Annotated in this window: 14 protein-coding genes; 11 read left to right on the top strand and 3 right to left on the bottom strand. The window is 70.5% G+C overall.

Going from position 1 to position 19,051, the window contains the following annotated elements; all coding sequences use genetic code 11:
• Positions 1–9 precede the first annotated feature (9 nt).
• Positions 10–444 (bottom strand): VOC family protein, encoded by a 435-nt coding sequence (locus OHT61_RS31415; RefSeq protein ID WP_329042868.1) that lies wholly within the window; start codon positions 442–444, stop codon positions 10–12.
• A gap of 267 nt (positions 445–711) precedes the next feature.
• Between OHT61_RS31415 and OHT61_RS31410 the strand changes: the two genes are divergently transcribed.
• The 3 genes from OHT61_RS31410 (at position 712) to OHT61_RS31400 (ending at position 2,658) form a co-directional block, all read left to right on the top strand.
• A complete protein-coding gene (locus OHT61_RS31410; RefSeq protein WP_329042866.1) occupies positions 712–1,281 on the top strand; it encodes a hypothetical protein in 570 nt (189 codons plus the stop codon).
• A gap of 151 nt (positions 1,282–1,432) precedes the next feature.
• Positions 1,433–1,954: a SigE family RNA polymerase sigma factor gene (locus OHT61_RS31405; RefSeq protein ID WP_329042865.1), complete on the top strand. Its 522-nt coding sequence runs from the start codon at positions 1,433–1,435 to the stop codon at positions 1,952–1,954.
• The gene (locus OHT61_RS31400) at positions 1,954–2,658 is read left to right on the top strand and encodes a hypothetical protein (RefSeq protein ID WP_329042864.1); all 705 of its coding nucleotides are present in this window, start codon (positions 1,954–1,956) and stop codon (positions 2,656–2,658) included. Before OHT61_RS31405 ends, OHT61_RS31400 begins: the two co-directional genes overlap by 1 nt.
• 390 nt (positions 2,659–3,048) lie before the next feature.
• On the opposite strand, the gene OHT61_RS31395 is transcribed toward OHT61_RS31400, so the two are convergent.
• Complete coding sequence (locus OHT61_RS31395; protein ID WP_329042863.1) at positions 3,049–4,944, bottom strand: glycerophosphodiester phosphodiesterase; 1,896 nt, start codon at positions 4,942–4,944, stop codon at positions 3,049–3,051.
• Positions 4,945–5,703: 759 nt separating this feature from the next.
• Here OHT61_RS31395 and OHT61_RS31390 point away from each other — a divergent pair.
• The 5 genes from OHT61_RS31390 to OHT61_RS31370 all read left to right on the top strand — a co-directional run bounded on the left by OHT61_RS31390 (position 5,704) and on the right by OHT61_RS31370 (position 13,338).
• Entirely contained in the window at positions 5,704–7,701 is a 1,998-nt protein-coding gene (locus OHT61_RS31390; protein ID WP_329042861.1) for a DUF5010 domain-containing protein, read from the top strand.
• 742 nt (positions 7,702–8,443) lie between these two features.
• On the top strand, positions 8,444–8,800 hold the full coding sequence (locus tag OHT61_RS31385) for a WXG100 family type VII secretion target (RefSeq protein WP_329042860.1): 357 nt from the start codon (positions 8,444–8,446) through the stop codon (positions 8,798–8,800).
• A gap of 57 nt (positions 8,801–8,857) precedes the next feature.
• A complete protein-coding gene (locus OHT61_RS31380) occupies positions 8,858–9,184 on the top strand; it encodes a WXG100 family type VII secretion target (protein ID WP_329042859.1) in 327 nt (108 codons plus the stop codon).
• A gap of 73 nt (positions 9,185–9,257) precedes the next feature.
• A complete protein-coding gene (gene eccD / locus OHT61_RS31375; RefSeq protein ID WP_329042857.1) occupies positions 9,258–10,616 on the top strand; it encodes a type VII secretion integral membrane protein EccD in 1,359 nt (452 codons plus the stop codon).
• Between the two features lie 28 nt (positions 10,617–10,644).
• Positions 10,645–13,338: a right-handed parallel beta-helix repeat-containing protein gene (locus tag OHT61_RS31370; protein ID WP_329042856.1), complete on the top strand. Its 2,694-nt coding sequence runs from the start codon at positions 10,645–10,647 to the stop codon at positions 13,336–13,338.
• Between the two features lie 35 nt (positions 13,339–13,373).
• Here the strand turns inward: OHT61_RS31370 and OHT61_RS31365 are convergent, their stop codons facing one another.
• Positions 13,374–14,000: a hypothetical protein gene (locus tag OHT61_RS31365; RefSeq protein ID WP_329042855.1), complete on the bottom strand. Its 627-nt coding sequence runs from the start codon at positions 13,998–14,000 to the stop codon at positions 13,374–13,376.
• A gap of 189 nt (positions 14,001–14,189) precedes the next feature.
• Between OHT61_RS31365 and OHT61_RS31360 the strand changes: the two genes are divergently transcribed.
• From OHT61_RS31360 to eccCa, 3 genes are read left to right on the top strand one after another with little or no spacing between them, the layout of a single operon-like run.
• A complete protein-coding gene (locus OHT61_RS31360; protein ID WP_329042853.1) occupies positions 14,190–14,486 on the top strand; it encodes a WXG100 family type VII secretion target in 297 nt (98 codons plus the stop codon).
• 2 nt (positions 14,487–14,488) lie between these two features.
• Entirely contained in the window at positions 14,489–14,920 is a 432-nt protein-coding gene (locus OHT61_RS31355) for a hypothetical protein (protein ID WP_329042852.1), read from the top strand.
• Positions 14,921–18,982: a type VII secretion protein EccCa gene (gene eccCa / locus OHT61_RS31350; protein ID WP_329042850.1), complete on the top strand. Its 4,062-nt coding sequence runs from the start codon at positions 14,921–14,923 to the stop codon at positions 18,980–18,982.
• The last annotated feature ends 69 nt before the right edge of the window (positions 18,983–19,051 follow it).

The following is a 19,051-nucleotide window of genomic DNA, read 5'->3' as shown; positions in this document are numbered from 1 at the left end:
AGACCGACCTCAGTCGAGACAGAATTCGTTGCCCTCGATGTCCTGCATCGTCAGGCACGACTCGTCGTACGCGTCGGCGACCTGCAGCTGTACACGGGTCGCACCGAGGGCGAGCAGCCGTCCGCACTCGGCCTCGAGGGCGGCCAGGCGCTCCTCCCCCACGAGCCCGGTGCCGACCCTGACGTCGAGGTGCACCCGGTTCTTGACGACCTTGCCCTCGGGGACGCGCTGGAAGTACAGGCGCGGGCCCGCACCCGAGGGGTCGACACAGACGAAACCCGCCCCCTGACGCTCGGGCGGCAGCGAGCGGCCGTACGCGTCCCAGTCGGTGAACCCGTCGGGCGGCGGCGGGACGACGTATCCGAGCACCTCGCACCAGAACCGAGCGACGCGCTCGGGGTCTGCACAGTCGAAGGTGACCTGGACCTGCCTGATGGACGCCATCGGCCCACCATAGGCCGCGCGAGCGGCCCGCCGAAAGCGGATTTCCCTCGCGCCCGCGCCGCCTCGTGGGAGCGGCACCTGCGTGCCGGAGCAGCGGGCCCGTGAGCCGCGGTGCCACCGCCCGGTCCGCCCTCCACCCACACACCTGTACCGCTCGACATCCGACGCCGCGCCGTGTCATCGGAATGGGGAACGGACGGCGTTACTAGGGATGGAGAGGCGCCCTCCACCAGTTGACCCGAACGATTCGCAAGGAGTCCCACGTCCATGACACGCCTGACGGGAACGAAGAAGTACGTGGCCGCTGCCGCGATCGCGGCAGCGGCCTTGGCAGCGGTGCCGGCCGCGGCGCATGCGGTGGCGCCGGTGCGGGTGCAGGCCGAGGCCCAGGACCGGCAGGCCGGTGCGACGGCGGACGAAGCCGCACCGGTGCGGGTCGTCGCGCCCGGTGAGCACGTCCGGGCCGGGGCGGGCGTCGAGATATGGCTGACCGAGGAGGGCAAGCACTGGTCGACACCCGAGATGGACCACCAGTTCCGGAGCGTGGTCGACGGCAACATCGACCTCCGGCACCCCGGCGTGGGACTGAGCACCGAGGTTCTGGGCGACCGCTACTTCCTCTCCGGCATCCTCGTGGCCAGGCAGGGCTCGGTCCGGGTCGTCGTCGACACCAGCGACGGCAAGGTCGACGCTTCCGTGGTGCGGCTGCCCGGGAGGCCCGGCTGGGGCGCCTGGTACGTGGACGTACCCCTCCACGACGAGCTCACCGTCGACCGCGTCACCCTGTTCGACGGGCGCGGCAAGCAGATCGCGTCGCTGTCCCCTTCGCACCCGTAGGTACGCCGAGGACTCTCGAAGGGCCGTCGCAGTGCTCATGACGTGACCCGGAGGGCGGGGGCCGGCCGGTGGCCGGCCCCCGTTCCCTCTCCCGCTGACGACTCCTCACACGCCACCTTCCCCCACCTCCGACCCCCAAGGATCCGCTGCCGTGACGCACGAGAGCCAGGCAGACTTCGCCGAGTTCACCGCACTGGCCTGGCCCCGCCTGGTGCGTACGGCCCACATGCTGACCGGCGACTTCCACGAGGCCGAGGACCTCGTCCAGACCACGCTGGTCAAGGTGTACGCACGATGGCGGAAGATTCCGCGCGCCGAAGTCGACGTGTACATGCGCAGGGCTCTGGTCAACAACAACATCAGCCGGTTACGCAAGAAGCGCATAGCCCACCTGTTGATGCCGTTCCTGCCCGAGTCGGCCCACCGGCACCGCGGCCACGCCGAGTCCGTCGAGGACAGCGCCGTCCTCATGCAGGCCCTGTCGGCCCTGTCCGCCCGTCAGCGTGCCGTCATGGTGCTCCGCTACTGGGAGGACATGAGCGAGCAGCAGATCGCCGCGGCCCTGAACTGCTCGGTGGGCACGGTCAAGACGCATGCCCGCCGAGGTCTGGAGGTCCTGCGCGCCCATCCACTGCTCGCCCTCCGCCCGGCCGACCAGGAAGCGAAGAGCTGATGTCCCGGACCTCCCAGCCCTCCCCACAGTCTCGGCACGAGGCTGAGCGACTGCACGACGCGTTCGGCGCGGTGGCCGACGCGCTCGCGCCCTCCCCCGTCCCCCTGGCCGCCATCGAGAGGGCGGGCCGTGCCCGGCGGCGGCTGCGCGCGGCCGGGCTGGCCGTCGGCTGCGGGCTGCTGCTGCTGCCGCTCGTCTCGGTCACGGTGCGCGCGGTCTCCCCCGGCTCCGTCCCACCGGTGCGTGAGGGGGTCGCGGCGCATCCGTCGCCTCCGGACGTACCGGCCGTGCCTCCGGTGCGGGTCGTCGCGCCGGGTGAGCGTGTCCGGGCGGGGGCGGGCGTCGAGATATGGCTCACCGAGGAGGGCACCCACTGGTCGACACCGGAGATGGACCACCAGTTCCGGAGCGTGGTCGACGGCAACATCGACCTCCGGCACCCCGGTGTGGGACTGAACACCGAGATTCTGGATGACCGCTACTTCCTCTCCGGGGTGTACACGGGTGGCGATCGCTCCCGGTATGTCGTCGTCAGCACCTCCGACGGCGAGGTCACCGCACCTCTGGTGCGGTTGCCCGGTTCGCCGGGCTGGGGTGCCTGGTACACGGACGTCCCCCTCCACGACGACCTCACCATCGACCGGGTCACCCTGTTCGACGAGCACGGAGAGGAGACCGGCTCCCTGACCCCTTCCCGCCCGTGACCGCTGCGCCGGGTGATTCGAGGCGACGGAGCGGGCGGGCCGGCCCATCGACATCCTGGTCGGCAAAGCGGCGTTCCTCGTACCGCCTCATCCGGTGACGGTGTCGGCCGAGGAACAGATCGACAAGGTCCTTGAGGTCGACAGCAAGGCCCCGCGCCTCCTCACAGCGGCCCTGGTGCCCGGCACGGTGGCGCGGGACGGGGGCTCGGGACGGGGGCTCGGCGATCGACATGGGCTCGATCGGCGGGGTGGCCCTTCCTGGCCGGTGACGAGGCGTCAGGCATGCACGGGGCACTGCTCCCCGTGGCCGGCGGGGCCCGCACGATCTGAGAACGGGACCGGCCCGGCGCATTCGGCGCCGGGCCGGTCCCGCGCTCGCCGGCGTAGGCGTCAGCGAGCGGCGGCGAGGGCGTGTGCGTCGGCGGCGATGAGCGCCGCACGGTCTGCGTTCAGCGACTTGCCGGACTGCAGCTTCGCCCAGGTGCCGAGGAGCGCGTACTGCTTCAGCCCGAGCATGGCCGTCATCGAGCTCACGGAGGCGTCCTTGGCGCCGGAGGTGAAGATCAGGTGCGCCAGGCCCGTCGGTGTGGCGTCCAGCGTGAAGGTACGGGTGTCCTCGGTGGTGCCGCCGCGCCCGGAGGCCACGGCCCGCAGTGTGTGCGGTCCGGCCGTCAGGGTGGTCAGGTCCAGCGGAGTTCCGGCGGTGACGGGCCGGCCGTCGAGGCTGAGGGCGACCGAGTCCGCGTGATCGCTCTGCACGGCCGGCAGGGGCGACTGCGCGCGGTCGAGCACGGCGGAGGGGGCGGGCGAGGTGATCGTCACCTTCGGCTCGGCCGGGGGTGTCGCCCCGTCCTGCCGGAAGGCGCTGTTCCAGCCGTTGAGCTCGGTCGGCCGGTTGGTGATGACGCCGTCGACGCCGGCGCTTTCGAGAGCCTTCCAGCGGTCGGCGTTGTCGACGGTCCACACCATCACGGCCACGCCGGCCTTGTGCAGATCGGCGACGACGGACGGCTTCTTGCCGAGTGCGCCGTCCTCAGGGTTGTAGGCGGCCAGGTGCAGTTCCTCGGCCAGCGCGACGGGGTCGGCGTCCAGGGTGCTGCGCAGCAGGCCGAGCGGCAGGTCGGGGGCGAGCTCGTGGGTGTAGCGCAGGGCGTCGACCTCGAAGCTCTGCACGAACACCCGTCCGGTCATGCCGTGGGAGCGGATGGTGTCCACGATCGTGGACACCTCTGCCTTGGTGTGCGCGCCCTTGATCTCCAGCAGGAGGTCACCGCCACGGGTGCGCAGGTCGTCGAGCTGGGCGGCCAGCGTCGGGACACGGGCTCCCTTGTAATGGGGTGCGAACCAGGAACCGGCGTCGAGGGCGTCGAGCTGGGCCGAGGTCAGCGAACGGACCGGGCCGGTTCCATCGGTCGTCCGGTCGACGGTGGCGTCGTGAAGGATGTAGGGGACGCCGTCCTTGCTGGGCTGGACGTCGTTCTCGATGAAATCGGCGCCGCCGCGGCGGGCGATCTCCTGGGAGACCAGGGTGTTCTCGGGGGCGGCCGCGGAGGCGCCGCGGTGGCCGATGACGGTCAACGGGGCACCGGCCGGGCGGATGTAGCTCTGCGGCGGAAGTTCCGTCACCTCGAGGTCGTCGTAGGAGACGGAGGCGCCGTTCACCAGCAGGCCCTGGACACCGTCCGCGGAGCGGGCGACCTTGGCGGTCCGCATGACCTCCTTGCCGTCGAAGTACCAGACGGCCTTGGTGCCGTGCACCTCCGCCGCGATCTTCACGTCCTTGCCGGTCCCCGCGCTGGACGGCGCCGCGTGGGTGTCCGTGACGTTCCAGGTGTTCGAGGAGGTGCGCTGGGCGAACTCCAGCCCGTTGGCCGCCGTGGTGCCGGTCCGCATGGTGGCGATGGACCAGGGCACGCTCCCGCCGGCAGGCATGTCGAGTCCCATGGCGGTCCAGCGGGCGGCGTCGGCGGCGGACTCGAAGCGCGCGGTCACCTCGATGCGGAAGTCGCCGAGGTGCTCGCCGAAGGTGATCCGGCTCAGCTGCGACGAGCTCGCGGAACTCCCGTACAGGCGACCGTCCTTGACCTGCCAGGAACCCTCCGCCACCTTGAACCCCTCGGGCACGGTGCTTCCGGAGAAGTCCGAGGAGACGACGACCCGGCCCGGGCCGGTTCCGACTGTCGGTGCGGAGTCGTCGGCGAAGGCGATCGCCGGAAGGGACAGGGCGACCAGCGCGGATGCCAGGAGGGCGAGGCCTGGGCGTGAGGTGCGAGAAGTACGAGGCATGCGGGTGACGTTAGGAAGTTCCGGCGATCGCTCAGGGCCCTTACGGGTGAACGCCGGCTGTCGGGCAGAAGTCCAGTCGCGGCGGCGGCTCGGAACACGGTGCACGGTCTGCTCCCTCGCACGGACGGCGGAGCCGTACGGCCCGGAGCCGGACGGCCTCTGACGGCTGAGCGTATCCGTGCCGTGCCGCCGTGGCGCGGAAGCCGGTCGCCCGTTCCGCCGCCGTACCTCCGATCAAGCGCGGTCTTCTTCGCGGCGGTGCTCCGGGCCGGGCCGGTGGGCGGCCGGTGAGCCGCGGCGGTCACGCCGGTGCTCTCGTCGTAGCCGAGGGTCACGGTCGGCACGGGATCGGCCTGGAGAACGGCCGCGGTCGTCGCGGATGCGCCGAGTCCGGACATCCTGAGCAGGCGCCTTCGGCCCGGGTCCATTTCATCCACGTCAGGATCGTCCTCGTGGGATCGGGGCGAGGGGTGTCTCAGGTATCGGGACTCCGAGCAAACCTGTGGGAGAGATATGTGTCTCCCGCTCGCACACCGGGTCGCGTCTCCGGAACGGGGCGGTGTACGGGTGTCCCGGCACGGCCCTCGATGAATCGTCGAAGTCTAACTGAGCGGCGGCGGCTACACCTTGCGGGCCCAGGAGCCCGGACCAGGGTGTGACTCCGTCCCTCCGCGGCATGGCAGGATCACCCACACCCGGGCCACGTCACAACGGTCACGGGCCACACTCCACCGAACGACTCCGAGAGAGCGTGCAGACGTGCGTATACGTGCCTTTCACCGGAAGCACCGCCGGAGACACATACTGATTTCAGCGGTTCTCGCGGCCACCGCCGGGATCGCGACGGCGACCGCCGCCACCACGCCCGCCGGTGCCGCACCGACCGCCGTGGTCGTCGACACGGGCGGGACGGCGCTGTCGCACCGGGCACCGGGGCGGACCGGGGACCTGGGCGTGACCTTCGGTTTCTCCACCCGGACCCTGGCCGGAGGGCCGTACGAGAACCAGAGCAACCGGATCGACAACCTGCCGATGTACCAGGCTGCCACGGGGTCCTCCGACCGGTTCTGGGACAACTACGTCGAGGAGCTGGTCACCTCGGGCGTCGACTTCGTCGCCATGGTCACCCGCGGTTACGTTCCCGGATCCGCGGTGCCCAACCAGGGCGGGGACCCGCGAGCGATCACCGGGCTGGTGGACGCCATCCGGCGCGGCGGCTACTCCGACAAGCTCAAGGTCGCCGCCTTCGACGACACGCCGGCGTCGATGACCGACAAGAAGAACCAGGTCAAGCACAAGACCGGTGGCTACTCGCCGGTCTTCGACATCGGTGACACGAACGGGGCCGGCGAGGGCGGCTACCAGTACCTCTGGGACAACGACCTCAGGGCGTACTTCCAGTCCGTGCCCGACGACCTGCGCTACAAGGTCGACGGTCAGCCGGTCGTCTACCTCTGGTCCAACAACACCTTCGCCTTCTCGGGCCAGGGCGGGGGCAACTCGGCCCGGCTCCTCCAGCACGTCCGGTCGCAGGCGCAGTCGGAGTTCGGGCAGAGCCCCTACTTCGTCGTGGACAACAGCTGGCTGAAGAACGACTCGGCGGTGACCCCCGTGGTGAACGGGGCGAACGGCTGGTTCGGGGTGCCGAGTCCGTCGTACACCAACACGACGTTCAACGGTCAGTCCTACGGCATGGGCGTGCCGGGCTTCCGCTTCGTATCCGGGTCCACCAACATGGTGATCGACCCCGATCACGGCAAGACGCTGGTGAACAACCTGGAGGCCACCGTCAACGGCGGCAACAGGATCACTCTTTTCGAGGGGTTCACCGACTGGGAGGAGAACGCCTCCCTGTGGCGCACCCGGAACGCGCCGTACAGCACGACGCAGCGTGACTATCCGAACCAGAACCTCAACATCCTGCGCCGGTACTCGAAGGACCCCTTCCCGGCCGGCATGGTCGTCCAGGCGGAGTCCGCCGACTCGGTGAGCGACACCACGGCCGGCAACCTCTGGGGCGTCTACCGGGACGACGACCTGGACGTCCAGACCACCACCGACACAGGGGGCGGCTGGAACGTAGGCAGCGCGGCGGCCGGCGAATGGATGCAGTGGCGTGAGGTGCCGATGCAGGGCACCGAGAACCTCAAGCTCCGCGTCGCCACGCCGAACAGCGGCGCCCGGCTGCGATTCGTGGTCGACGGCGTCGCGGGACCCGTCGTGGACGTGCCCAGCACCGGGGACTGGCAGACCTGGCAGACGATCGACGCAGGAACCTTCCAGTTCTCCCCCGGTACGCATCACACCGTGCAGTTGCAGCAGGTGGCGGGCGGCCAGAACATCAACTGGTGGCGGGCCGACCGGACCGCCGAGCCGACGGGGCGGATCAGCGGATACGGCGGCAAGTGCGTCGACATCGCCGGAGCGAACCCGGCCGACGGCACCGCCGTGCAGCTCTACACCTGCAACGACTCCGCCGCACAGACGTGGACCAGGGCGACGGACGGCAGCCTCAAGGCGCTGGGCAAGTGCATGGACGTCACCGGTGGCGCCACGGCCAACGGCACCAAGGTGCGGCTGGCCACCTGCAACGGCGGCGGCGCCCAGAAGTGGCAGCCCGGCGCGTCGGGCACGCTGGTCAACCCGCAGTCAGGTCGTTGCCTCGACGCGACCGGGCCCAGCTCGGCCGACGGCACGCGTCTGCAGATCTGGGACTGTGCGGCCAGCGCCAACCAGAAGTGGGCCCTGCCGGCCTGATATGTGAACCGGCCGTCTCGTCAGTGGCGGGGATGACGCTGACGAGACGGCCGGCATCGCCGGGGCGGGGACGTGCCTTCACCGAGGCAGTTCACACGAGGGGCACGCGGACTTCTTCCGCAGCTGGGGCCGTGTACATCTCCACCCGGGAAACACGAACGTGCACGAGGGCCTGGGGCAGTGAGGCGACTCGGCATACCCACACGGTCACCCTTCCCGTTTTCCCGCCGCCTCGTTCCTCGCTTTGACAGCGAGTCCGGGACCTCGCCATAATTGCGCGGTCAATTGAAATGCAGACTCCCCCCATCCTCAGGACCCCCGTCGCATGCGTGATGAGTACCGCTGGACACGGACCCCGGCCTCACCCGGTCCCACGGTCCTGGCGGAATGGCCGAACCGGACCGATTCCGCAAAACAGCCGGTCAGCAGCAAGGGCGGCCTGCGGCATTCCCACCCTGTTCGACACCTCGGACGGGGCGCCGGACGAGATGGTGGACCGCCCCGGCGGTGACCGACGAGTAATACATTGTTTGGTCAATTATTGATGTACGTTCGGCGACACCTGACCACGTCAGCGGCGCGACGGCATAGCATCGCATGATCACGGGAGCCCACTGCGCCACGTGGGTGTCTCCCCGTCCCCGGTGCGAAGCCCTCTGCTGAAGGTTTCACCTGGCACACGTTTCCCAGCCGGCCGATGTCCCGAGCACCGGCCTCCAACCGATTCAGGAAGGTGGGCGTCATGGCGGCGACCGACAACACGAGTATCACGGGATCCGACGGAGTTCTGTACAACGCCACGCCCGCGGAACTCAAGGAGAAGGCCGGAGACATCATCACGACGAAGGAGACCGTCGCGGGTGAACTCTCCGCTCTGCAGAACTACGTGAAGAATCTCGAGCAGTCGTGGGGCGGCATCGCGGCCGACACCTTCCAGGCGTTGATGGTCGAGTGGGATCAGCACGCGGCACAGTTGCAGCACGCGCTCGGCGGCATCGCCGAAGGTCTGCAGACCACCGCCAACAACTACACCGAGGGTGAGCACGTGAACCTGGCGAACCTCAACGCCGTGCACCTTCCGCCCGCCCGTCTGTCCTGACGACTGCTCGCGTCGCGCCCTGCCCGCTGCACACACATTTTCGTCGGAGGAACCAAGATGCCCGATATCGAAAGCAGCAATATCCGCGTCGGACGCCCGCTGGAAGGCGCGGGACCGTACCTCAACGGTCAGGCGGATCACATCATGGGTGAACTGCACGCCCTGAAGAGCCGCATCGCCTCGCTGATCGACACCTGGAACGCCCAGTCCGCGACCGACTACCAGGCGCGCATGCACGAGTGGGACCTGGCCGCCGTCGGCCTGTTCGGCAGCGAGGCGGAGGACGGTGTGCTCGGCGAGATCGCCAAGGCGCTGCACGTCAACTGGGGCAACTACGTCGACGCCGAGGAAGCCAACATCAAGACGTGGAACTCCACACACTGATCCAGCAGATCTGCACGACCCCGCCGCACGGCCCCGCAGGGCCCTCGTCGACGTGTGACAAGGAATGACCTCAGTGGAGAACGAACGCTGCCACGTGACCGTGGTAGGAGCACGACGGCGGGTGGATCTCGCGGTACCCGCGGACGCGGCCATCGCCGAGTACACGCCGGCGCTGCTCAAACTCGTCGGACAGGTGGAGTTCGACGAGACCTTCCCCCCGGTCTGGTCGCTCGCCCTGCCGGGCGCACCGCCGTTCGCCCCGGAGAACTCGCTCCGGGAAGCTGGCGTCGCGGACGGCGCGACGCTGTACCTCCGCGACGCCGCGGCGGGGGAATCCGACGAACCCGTGGTCACCGACCTCGAGGAGTCGGTCGCCAACGCCGACAAGGACATCACCGCGTGGGGCCGTCGAACGCGGGCCTACACCACCATGGTCCTGGGCCTGCTGAGCATCATCGCGGGGTTCGTGGTGCTCGCGTCGACCGGTGACCGGGACACGGTTCTGCCCGCCACCGGCGCCGGGGCGATCGTCGTCGCCTTCACCCTCACTCTCCTGGCCTGGCACGCGACCCGGCAGGGCTGGTCCCTCGCGCTGGGCCTGCGGCTGGTCATGGCGTACTCGGCCGTTCCCCTGCTCGCCATCGGCGCCGCGTCGCTGCCGGCCGCCGGCACGAGTACGGCGTCGCTGCTGACGGCGCTCAGCGCGGGGGCTCTGGTCGGAGGGCTCGCCGCCCTGCTGGCGTTGCGCCACGCGACGACTCTGATGGCTGCGGCCATCACCGGCATCACGCTGCTGCTGACGGTGTGCCTGACACTGGGCGGCGCCTCGCTGCCGGAGGCGGCCGCCGTGGTGGCCGTCAGCATGATGGCGGTGCTCAGTGCCGCCCCCAAGGCCGCGGGACACTTCGCGGTGCTGGCGGGGACGTCCGGCGCGGGAGCGGAGGCGTACGGAGGCGAGGCCGACGTGCTGCACCTCGTCAAGCGGGGCCAGCGGCTGCTCGTCGGGACGAACCTCCTGGGTTCCGTGGTCGCCGCCGCGTCCCTGGTGATCCTGGGCAGCACGCACCAGCCCTTCGCGGTGGCCCTGGCCGGCTGCGTCGGGCTCGCGCTCGTCCTCCGGGCGGGAAGGCTGACGATGGCCCCCGCGGTCGTGCCGATGGTGGTGGCCGGATCGGTCGGCCTCGCCACCACGCTCACCCGGGCACCGGCGAACTTCGGCGCCCCCCACTGGGCCGGTGCCGTCGCGCTGGTCGTCGCGGCCGCGCTGACCCTGGTGTTCGGCCTGACCCGGGCCTTCCGGGGCGACGGCGCCGACGAGCGGCCCTCGTGGATCGACGCCCTGGCCGGGTTCCTGCTGCTGGTCTCCGTTCCGCTCGCGGTGGGCGTCTTCGACGTGTACACGTCCCTGCTGAGCTCCGGGCAGACGCCGTGACGGTCCCGGGGAACGGAGTGCGGTGCCGGTGAAGCGCAACGTGCTGCGGGTGGCGGACCGCGGCTGGGGAACCTACCGCACCGTCACGGCCGCGCTCCGGGCCGCCGGGGAGGGCGCGGTGATCCATGTACAGCCGGGCGTCTACCGGGAGTCACTCTCCCTCGACGCCGAGGTCACCGTGCTCGCGGAGAAGGGTCCGGGCACCGTGCGGATCGTCGCCCCGCACGGTCCCGCGCTCAGCGTGACCGGCGATCGGCCGGTGCTGCGGGAGATCTCGTTCGAGGGCTCTCCGGGCGGCGGACCGTCGGTGCTCGTCGGTGGTGGCGCCCCGGTCCTGGAGGGGTGCACGATGACCGGCGGCGGGATCGAGGTCATCCGCGACGCCACGGCGGAACTCCGCTCCTGCACCGTCGAGGACACCGCGCAGTCCGGCGTTCACGTCACCGGCACGGCCCGCGTGACGCTGGAGGACTGCGTCGTACGGTCGGCGGCCGGGCACGGCCTGGCACTGAGCGACGCCGCGCGGGCGGAGGTGCGCCGCTCGACCTTCGAACGGGTCACCGGATGCGGGGTCGTGATGGCCGGGGACTCGCTCGCGACCCTCGACGAGTGCTCGGTCCGGCACACCGGTGAGGCGGCGGTACGCGTGAACACCCCGGCGCGCGTGCTGCTGCGCGAGTGCCGGATGCACGACACCCGTGCCCAGGGGCTGGTCGTCGCGGACGGCCCCGGCACGGCGGCCCCGGCCGAACCGGGCACCGACCGTGCCTCCGCGGCAGCCGGCCGGGAGGAACCCCAGGTCCGGCTGGAGAAGTGCGAGGTCTTCCGCACCGAGCGCGAAGGTGTACTGGCCGGCGGCTCGGGCGAACTCCGGCTCCGTGACTGTCACGTCCGGGAGACGGGCGGGGCGGGGGTGATCGCGGCCGGTACGTGCCGGGTGGAGCTCGACGGGACGCGGGTGGTCGACGTACCCGGTACGGGTCTGGCCGCGCTGGACGGCGCCGAACTGTCGGTCAAGGGCGGCACGGTGGCCCGGACCGGTGCCAACGGCGTGCATGCCACGGGGACCTGCGCGGTCCGCCTGACCGGGTGCGAGATCACGGCCACGGCCTTCACCGCCCTCCACTTCGGGGGGAGCGCCAAGGCGGTGCTGCGTTCCTGCACGGTGCGCGACAGCACGCAGCACGCCGTGCGGGTGGAGGAGAGGGCGGACCTCGTCGCGGAGGACACGCGGGTGGAGCACGCCCGCATGACCGGCTTCGACGTGCGGGACGCGGACGTGGTGCTCCGCCGGTGCGTGATCAGTGACACGGCGACCGGTATCCGGCTGGAAACCGGTCACCGGCCGCTGCTGGAGGGCTGCGAGGTGCTCCGGCCGACCGGAACGGGCATCGAGATCGCTCCCGGCACCGGAGCCCTGCTGCTCGGCGGGCGGGTGGAGGCCGCCGGGTCGGCCGGCGTCTTCCTCGACGAGCGCAGCGAGGCCGTGATCGAGGACCTGGCCATCGCCGACAGCAAGGGCAGCGGACTGGTGATCTGGTCCGGGGCCCGGCCCAGGGTGCGTTCGGTCTCCATCTCGGGCACCGGGAAGAACGGCGTGTACGCCGGTGACGGCGCCGAAGGGCTGCTGGAGGACTGTTCGGTGACCGCCACCGGCTACCCCGCGGTGTACGTCGGCGCCGGGGCGTCTCCCGTGCTGCGCCGGTGTCTGGTGCACGACACGGACGAGGACCTGTCGCAGGCCGACGACGCGGCTGCCCGCTTCGAGCAGTGCCGCACCAGCAACGTCAAGGTCTCCACCATGCCGATGGCTGACGAGGCCGAGGCGACAGCCGCAGGCCCCGGGCGGGTCGCTGTGGCCGGGGGAACCGTCGCCCCGGCGGACGGGCGGGAGACCGCGGCCGCGGAACTGCTTCCCGAGCTGCTGTCCGAACTCGAACGGCTGGTCGGCCTGGAGGGCGTCAAGCGGGAAGTGGCCTCCATGGCCAAGGTGATGCAGATGGTCAAGCGGCGCCAGGAGGCGGGCCTGCAGCCGCCGCCCCTGAGCCGGCACCTGATCTTCGCGGGCAATCCGGGCACCGGAAAGACCACGGTCGCGCGGCTGTACGGCCGGCTGCTCGCGGCGCTCGGCCTGCTGGCGAGCGGGCACCTGGTGGAGGCCGACCGCAGCGCTCTGGTGGGCGAATACGTGGGACACACGGCGCCCAAGACCACGGCGCTCTTCCGCCGGGCTCTGGGCGGCGTGCTGTTCATCGACGAGGCGTACGCGCTCGTCCCGGCGGGGCAGAGCAACGACTTCGGGCAGGAGGCGATCTCCACCCTGGTCAAGCTCATGGAGGACCACCGTGACGAGGTCGTCGTGATCGCGGCGGGCTACCCGGAGGACATGGAGCGCCTCATCGACTCCAACCCTGGCCTGGCGTCTCGCTTCACCCGGACCCTGACCTTCGACGACTACTCCTCGGCCGACCTCGTACGGATCGTGGAGTACCAGGCCGGCAGCCACGAATACGGCATCGGCGAGGCCACCGCGGCGGCGCTGCTCGCGCATTTCGAGGCGACCGAGCGGACCGAGCGTTTCGGCAACGGCCGGACGGCCCGCCAGACGTTCCAGCGGATGACCGAGCACCATGCGATGCGGGTGGCGGACCTGGCCGCTCCCGACGACGGGGACCTCACCGCGCTGCTGCCCTCCGACGTGCCCCCGGCGGTGACCGGGTGAACCGGCGCCGGGAGCACATCGGGGGGCGCGGGCCGTCAGGCTCCGCCGGTGACGGAACCCGGGGGCTCGGGGAAGCGCGAGGCCCGGTCGACGCGGCCGTAGGACTGGCCGGAGTTGTTGATCATGGCGACGAAGTTGCCCAGCAGCTGGAAGGAGTTGCTCTGCATGGCGAGAGCCTTCTGCATCGCCGGGCCGATGTGCCGGCCGAACTCCTCACCGATCTGTGCGAGGGTCTCCTGGTCCTGGTTGTCCCGGTCCTCCTTGGACTGGTAGTACCCCGTGTTGGGTGTCGCGCTGCCCGTGTTCATCGCGGCGATCGGCGAGTCCGGGTGCTTCGGTGCCCAGAAGTTCGGTGTGTGCACCACGGCGTCGACCCGGGCGCGCAGGGTCTCGTAGTCGGAGATGGCGTTCCGGCCCTCGTTCAGCAGCGTGTTCTCGGTGGCCCGCACCGTGGGCCCGTCGAAGAGGATCGGGCCGCTGTCGGCGACGTTGCTCACCGACTGGCCGCCTCCGGCGCCACCGTTCGGGTCGAGGTTGAAGCTCGGCGGGGCGGTCCAGCCGACACCCATGGTGGGAACGAGGTTGCTGAGGTCCTTCCCTGCGTCCGGATCGTCGATGGAGCCGTCGTCCGACCCCGAATGATTCTGATGGGGATTTGGCATTCTCTTCTCCCGTGTGCGCGGCCGGCAATGAAGCCGGGCCGGTGCGTGGATCGACCGTCACCGGCCACCAGCATTTTGACACACCGGAATCCTGAAGTGATAGGCCGTACCACACATTACGGGAGGGTGGCGGTCAACCTCCGCCCGAATCCGGTAAGGCAGCAGGAAGGGGCGTGAATTATGCCGCAAATGACCGCAGGTGAGTTCAAGGTCGCACTGAGTGAACTCCGTGCAGCACTGGGTCTCGTGCGCGCGGAAAGTGGACATGTCTCCGATCTGATCAAGCAGATCGAGAGGAATTTCAACGAGGCCCATGCGTACTGGCAGAGCCCCTCGGCATCGACGTTCGAGAGGACGTCGACGTGGTTCACGACGGCCTCGCGCGAACTCGAGGCCCTGCTGGCGGAGATGGCGCAGCGGATGCAGACCGCCTACGACAACTACGTCGCCGCCGAGCGGGCCAACACCCACAACACCGGAGGCTGATCATGCCCGACAACGCTGATTACGACGTCAGCACATTGAAGGTCGACCCCGGTCCTCTCGGCAAGGAGGGCGAGACGATGCTGGCACTCGCCCATGAGATGGGCGATTCGATCATCCGGATCAACAATACGGTCGCCGATCTGGTGCTGGGCTGGGTCGCGCCGAGTGCCGAAGAGGCTCACAATTTCGGCGACCGCTGGGTGCGCGTGATGACGCAGATGTTCGGCCAGAAGGACGGAGCCACCGGCGTATTGCCCGCAATGGCCGGCGGAGTTACGGGTACGGCTGTCGGTTTCAGTCACGTCGAACTCGAACTGGAAGCAGCCTTCACCAATTTCTCCAACGAGCTCGCCGTGCCCTCCGGCGACGGCGGCGGCGGCCCCGTCGACCACACCGGATCCGAATTCCCCATCACTCAGGATTTCCCGAACTAAATGACCAGGAAAGACTTCCACCGCCCGGCGAGGACGTTCCCGCCCTCGGTCCCGGAGCAGCAGGTCGCACTCGCGGCCCCGCCACAGAAGGCCGCGCAGAACCAGGCCCAGACCTGGCTGTACATGCTGCTGCCGCTGCTCAGCAGCGTCAGCATGGCCGCCTACATGGTCACGTTCGGCAAGACGTGGATGATCATGCTCGGCATCGGCTTCGTCGTCATCTCCGTCGGGGTCATGGTCCTGGTCAGGACGCAGACCAAGAACGCCAGCCGCCGCACCCAGTACCGTCAGCGCGACCGGTACGTGGAGTACCTGTCCGACATCCGCGGGCAGGCGAGGCAGTCGGCCGCGGCCCAGCGCGCGGTCAGCGCCTTCGTCCACCCGGGCCCGCAGAGACTGTGGGCGATCGCCACCACCGGTCCGCGACGGGTGTGGGAGCGCCGGCCCGCCGACGCCGACTTCCTGAAGCTCCGGCTCGGGATCGGCCGGGGGCAGCCGGCCATGCGCATCACACTGAGCAAGCACAGCGATCCGACGACGGAGCACGATCCCGAGTCGCACCGGCGTGCGGAGCGGCTCTCCAAGGACTTCGAATCCGTCAGCCTCCAGCCCGCCTGGGTCGACCTGGCGAACACGGGTGTCCTCAGCCTCCTCGGGCCTGCGGACCGCACCGCGGAACTCACCGGCTCGCTGCTGATGCAGCTCGCGGTCCTGCACGCTCCCGACGACGTCCAGATCGCCGCCCTCACCCCCGGAGAGGATCACACCTGGGGATGGGTGAAGTGGCTGCCGCACGCGCGTCAGCCGGGCCGGACGGATCTCGTCCCGATGGTGGCCGACAGCCTGGACGGCATCGCCGACCTCCTCCAGTCCCAGGTGGACCGGGTCCGCGAGGAGCGCGCCGAGCGCGCGGTCTCCCTCGGCCTGCGCAGGGAGTCACGGGCCTCGAAGCATCTCGTGGTGATCCTGGACGGCTTCCGGCCGGACGCGGAGTGGACGCGCCTGCCGCTCGTGTCCGACCTGCTGGCGGAGGCCGGCCCCGACTCAGGCGTCCACGTCGTGTGCGTGGTGGGCAAGGAGAGCGAGGAACCGGGCAGGGTCGACGCGCGGGCCCGCGTCGACGCGGACGGGAACCTGCGACTGGAGACGCGGCACCCCGGGCTGGTGCAGGCCGTGGAGGACGCGGTGGCCGACGTGCTTCCGCGGCCGCTCGGCGAGCAGGTGGCCAGGGCGCTGGCTCCGCTGCAGCTCTCCGGCGAGCAGGAGCAGGTCCTCTCCCGTGCCGTCGCGCTGCCGGAGATGCTCGGTGTGAGCGACCTCGGCTCGTTCGACCCCACCGACCTGTGGCGCAGGCCCGAGGACGAGGCGCTGCTGCGTCTGCCCATCGGGTTCACGGGTGACGGCACTCCTCTGGTTCTCGACCTCAAGGAATCCGCGCTCGGTGGCATCGGCCCGCACGGGCTCGTCGTCGGGGCGACGGGCTCCGGCAAGAGCGAACTCCTGCGCACCCTCGTCACGGGTCTGACGATGACCCACGCGCCCGAACACCTCAGCTTCGTCCTGGTCGACTTCAAGGGTGGCGCCACCTTCGCGGGCGTGACGGAGCTGCCCCATGTGGCGGGCCTGATCACCAACCTCGCGGACGACCTCGCGATGGTGGACAGGGTGCGTACGGCGCTCCAGGGCGAGCAGCAGCGGCGTCAGCAGATGCTGCGCAGGGCCGGCAACGTGGACTCCGTCCGGGAGTACCAGATCCTGCAGGAGGCCGGCGGCAGCGATGTCGACGGCAGGCCGCTGGAACCCATGCCGTACCTGATGATCGTCGTCGACGAGTTCGGCGAACTGCTCGCCCAGCGCAACGACTTCATCGAGCTGTTCGTGCAGATCGGGCGGGTCGGCCGAAGCCTGGGCATGCACCTGCTGCTGGCCACCCAGCGTCTGGACGAGGGGCGTCTGCGCGGTCTGGAGTCGCACCTTTCGTACCGCGTCTGTCTGCGCACCTTCAGCGCGCAGGAGAGCCGGGCGGTGATCGGAACGCCCGACGCCTACCGCCTCCCCTCCATCCCCGGATCCGCCTACCTCAAGGTCGACGAGTCCGTGTACGAGCGCTTCCGTGTCGCCCACATCTCCGGCGCGTACCGGGAGGAGGGCGAGCCGGCCCCCGTGGCCGGGCCGTCGCCGGTCCCGGTGCCGTTCCGTCTGCGTACGGCGGAGGAGGCCCGGACGGAGGACGACGACGAGGACGAGCCGTCCGTGACGCTCGCCAGGCCGCTGCCCGGACAGCGCACGGAGATGCAGGTGGCGGTGGAGCGGGTGCGGGCGCACGGCAATGCGGTGCACCAGGTGTGGCTGCCGCCGCTGCCCTCGGGCATCGAGCTCGACTCGATGCTGGGACCGGTCACCGCCGACAAGGAGCGCGGCTTCCATTCGCCGCTGTGGCCCGAGGGCGGGAACCTCTCCTTCCCGATCGGAGTCGTGGACCTGCCGAGCCGTCAGGAACAGCGCGCCATGCTGCTCGACCTGTCCGGCCAGCAGGGCAACCTGATCGTGGTGGGAGGGGCCCAGTCCGGCAAGAGCACCCTGCTGCGCTCGCTGATGATGAGCGCCATGCTCACTCACACCCCGGACGAGCTGCAGTTCCTCGGCATCGACTACGGCGGTGGAAGTCTCGCAGGCCTGGAGCGCGCACCGCACGTGGCGGGCGTCACGAACCGGCACGACGAGGCCCGCACCCGGCGCGCGCTGTCCGTCGTGCGGCAGCTCACCGACGACCGGGAGCAGCTCTTCCAGGAGCTGCGCATCGACTCCGCCGCGGACTTCCGCAGGCTCCGCGACGAGGGCGCGCTGCCCGACGGCGTCAACGCCGCCGACATCGTCCTCGTCATCGACAACTGGGCGGGCCTGCGGACGGCCGTGGAGGACGCGGAGCAGGTCGTACCCGACATCGCGGTACGCGGCCTCGGCGTGGGCATCCACCTCGTGCTGACCGCGAACCGCTGGGCGGAGCTGCGCGCCAACCTGCGCGACACCATCACGGGCCGGCTGGAGCTCCGGCTCACCGAGCCCTCCGAGTCGGAGATCTCGCGGCCGCTGGCCAGGCAGTTGCGCGCGTTCCTGCCGGGGCGCGGCATCGTGGCGCCCGGTAACGTCTTCCACACGGCGCTCCCCCGGCTGGACGGGATGGCGTCGGCCGACGGCCTCAGCAAGGCTCAGGCGGCTGTGGTCGACCGCCTCGTCGCCGACTGGCCGGGCCCGGTCGCCCCGCCGCTGCGGGTGCTCGCGGAACTCGTCACTCCCGCCGACCTGGAAGTGGCCTCCGGCGCGCTCCCGGGCGGGGCGGCCTCGCTCCCCACGGGCGCGGTGCCGATCGGGATCCGGGACTTCGACCTGAAGCCCGCGGTTCTCGACCTCGCGGCCGACGGACCGCACTTCCTCGTGTACGGCGACTCGGGCTCCGGCAAGACGTCGTTCCTCCGGTCGTGGATGCGTGCGATGACCCGGCAGCACTCCGCCTGGGACCTTCGCTTCATCGTCGTCGACTACCGGCGGGGCCTGCTCGGTGCCGTGCCCGAGGACTACGTCGGCGCGGTGGCCGGGGACCCGGATTCCTCGACCGCCTATCTCCAGCAGGTCGTCGAGAAGCTCAAGGAGCGCATGCCACCCGCGGGAATCACGCCACGCGAACTGAAGAAGCGCGACTGGTGGACGGGGCCGGAGCTGTACGTGGTCGTGGACGACTACGACCTGGTGGCCGGCAGCGGTACGACCGGCCGGGGGCCGCTGGCGGTGCTGAGCGACTACCTCCCCCAGGCGGCCGACATCGGCCTCCACGTGGTGCTGGCCCGCCGGAGCGGCGGGATGGGCCGGTCGCTCACCGACCCGGTGGCGGGCCGGATCCGGGAACTCGGATCCGCCGGCCTGATCCTGTCCGGTGATCCCCGTGAAGGAGCGGTGCTCGGGGACCAGCGGGCGCGCCGTCTCCCGCCCGGCCGCGGCATCCTCGTGTCCCGCCGCAGCGGTGCCGCCCTCGTCCAGACGGTCCACGACACCGCGGAGGAGTAGGGGGCAGTCCCCCGCGCCGCGACCGCCGTCTCCACGCCCGATCCGATGACCCGTGCGGCGGCCCCCCCG

Origin of the sequence: Streptomyces sp. NBC_00178 (assembly GCF_036206005.1) — a bacterium.
In the GTDB taxonomy this organism is placed as follows: Bacteria; Actinomycetota; Actinomycetes; order Streptomycetales; family Streptomycetaceae; genus Streptomyces.
The sequence above is the reverse complement of the archived record's forward strand: the minus strand, read 5'-3'. Positions and strand labels throughout refer to the sequence as shown.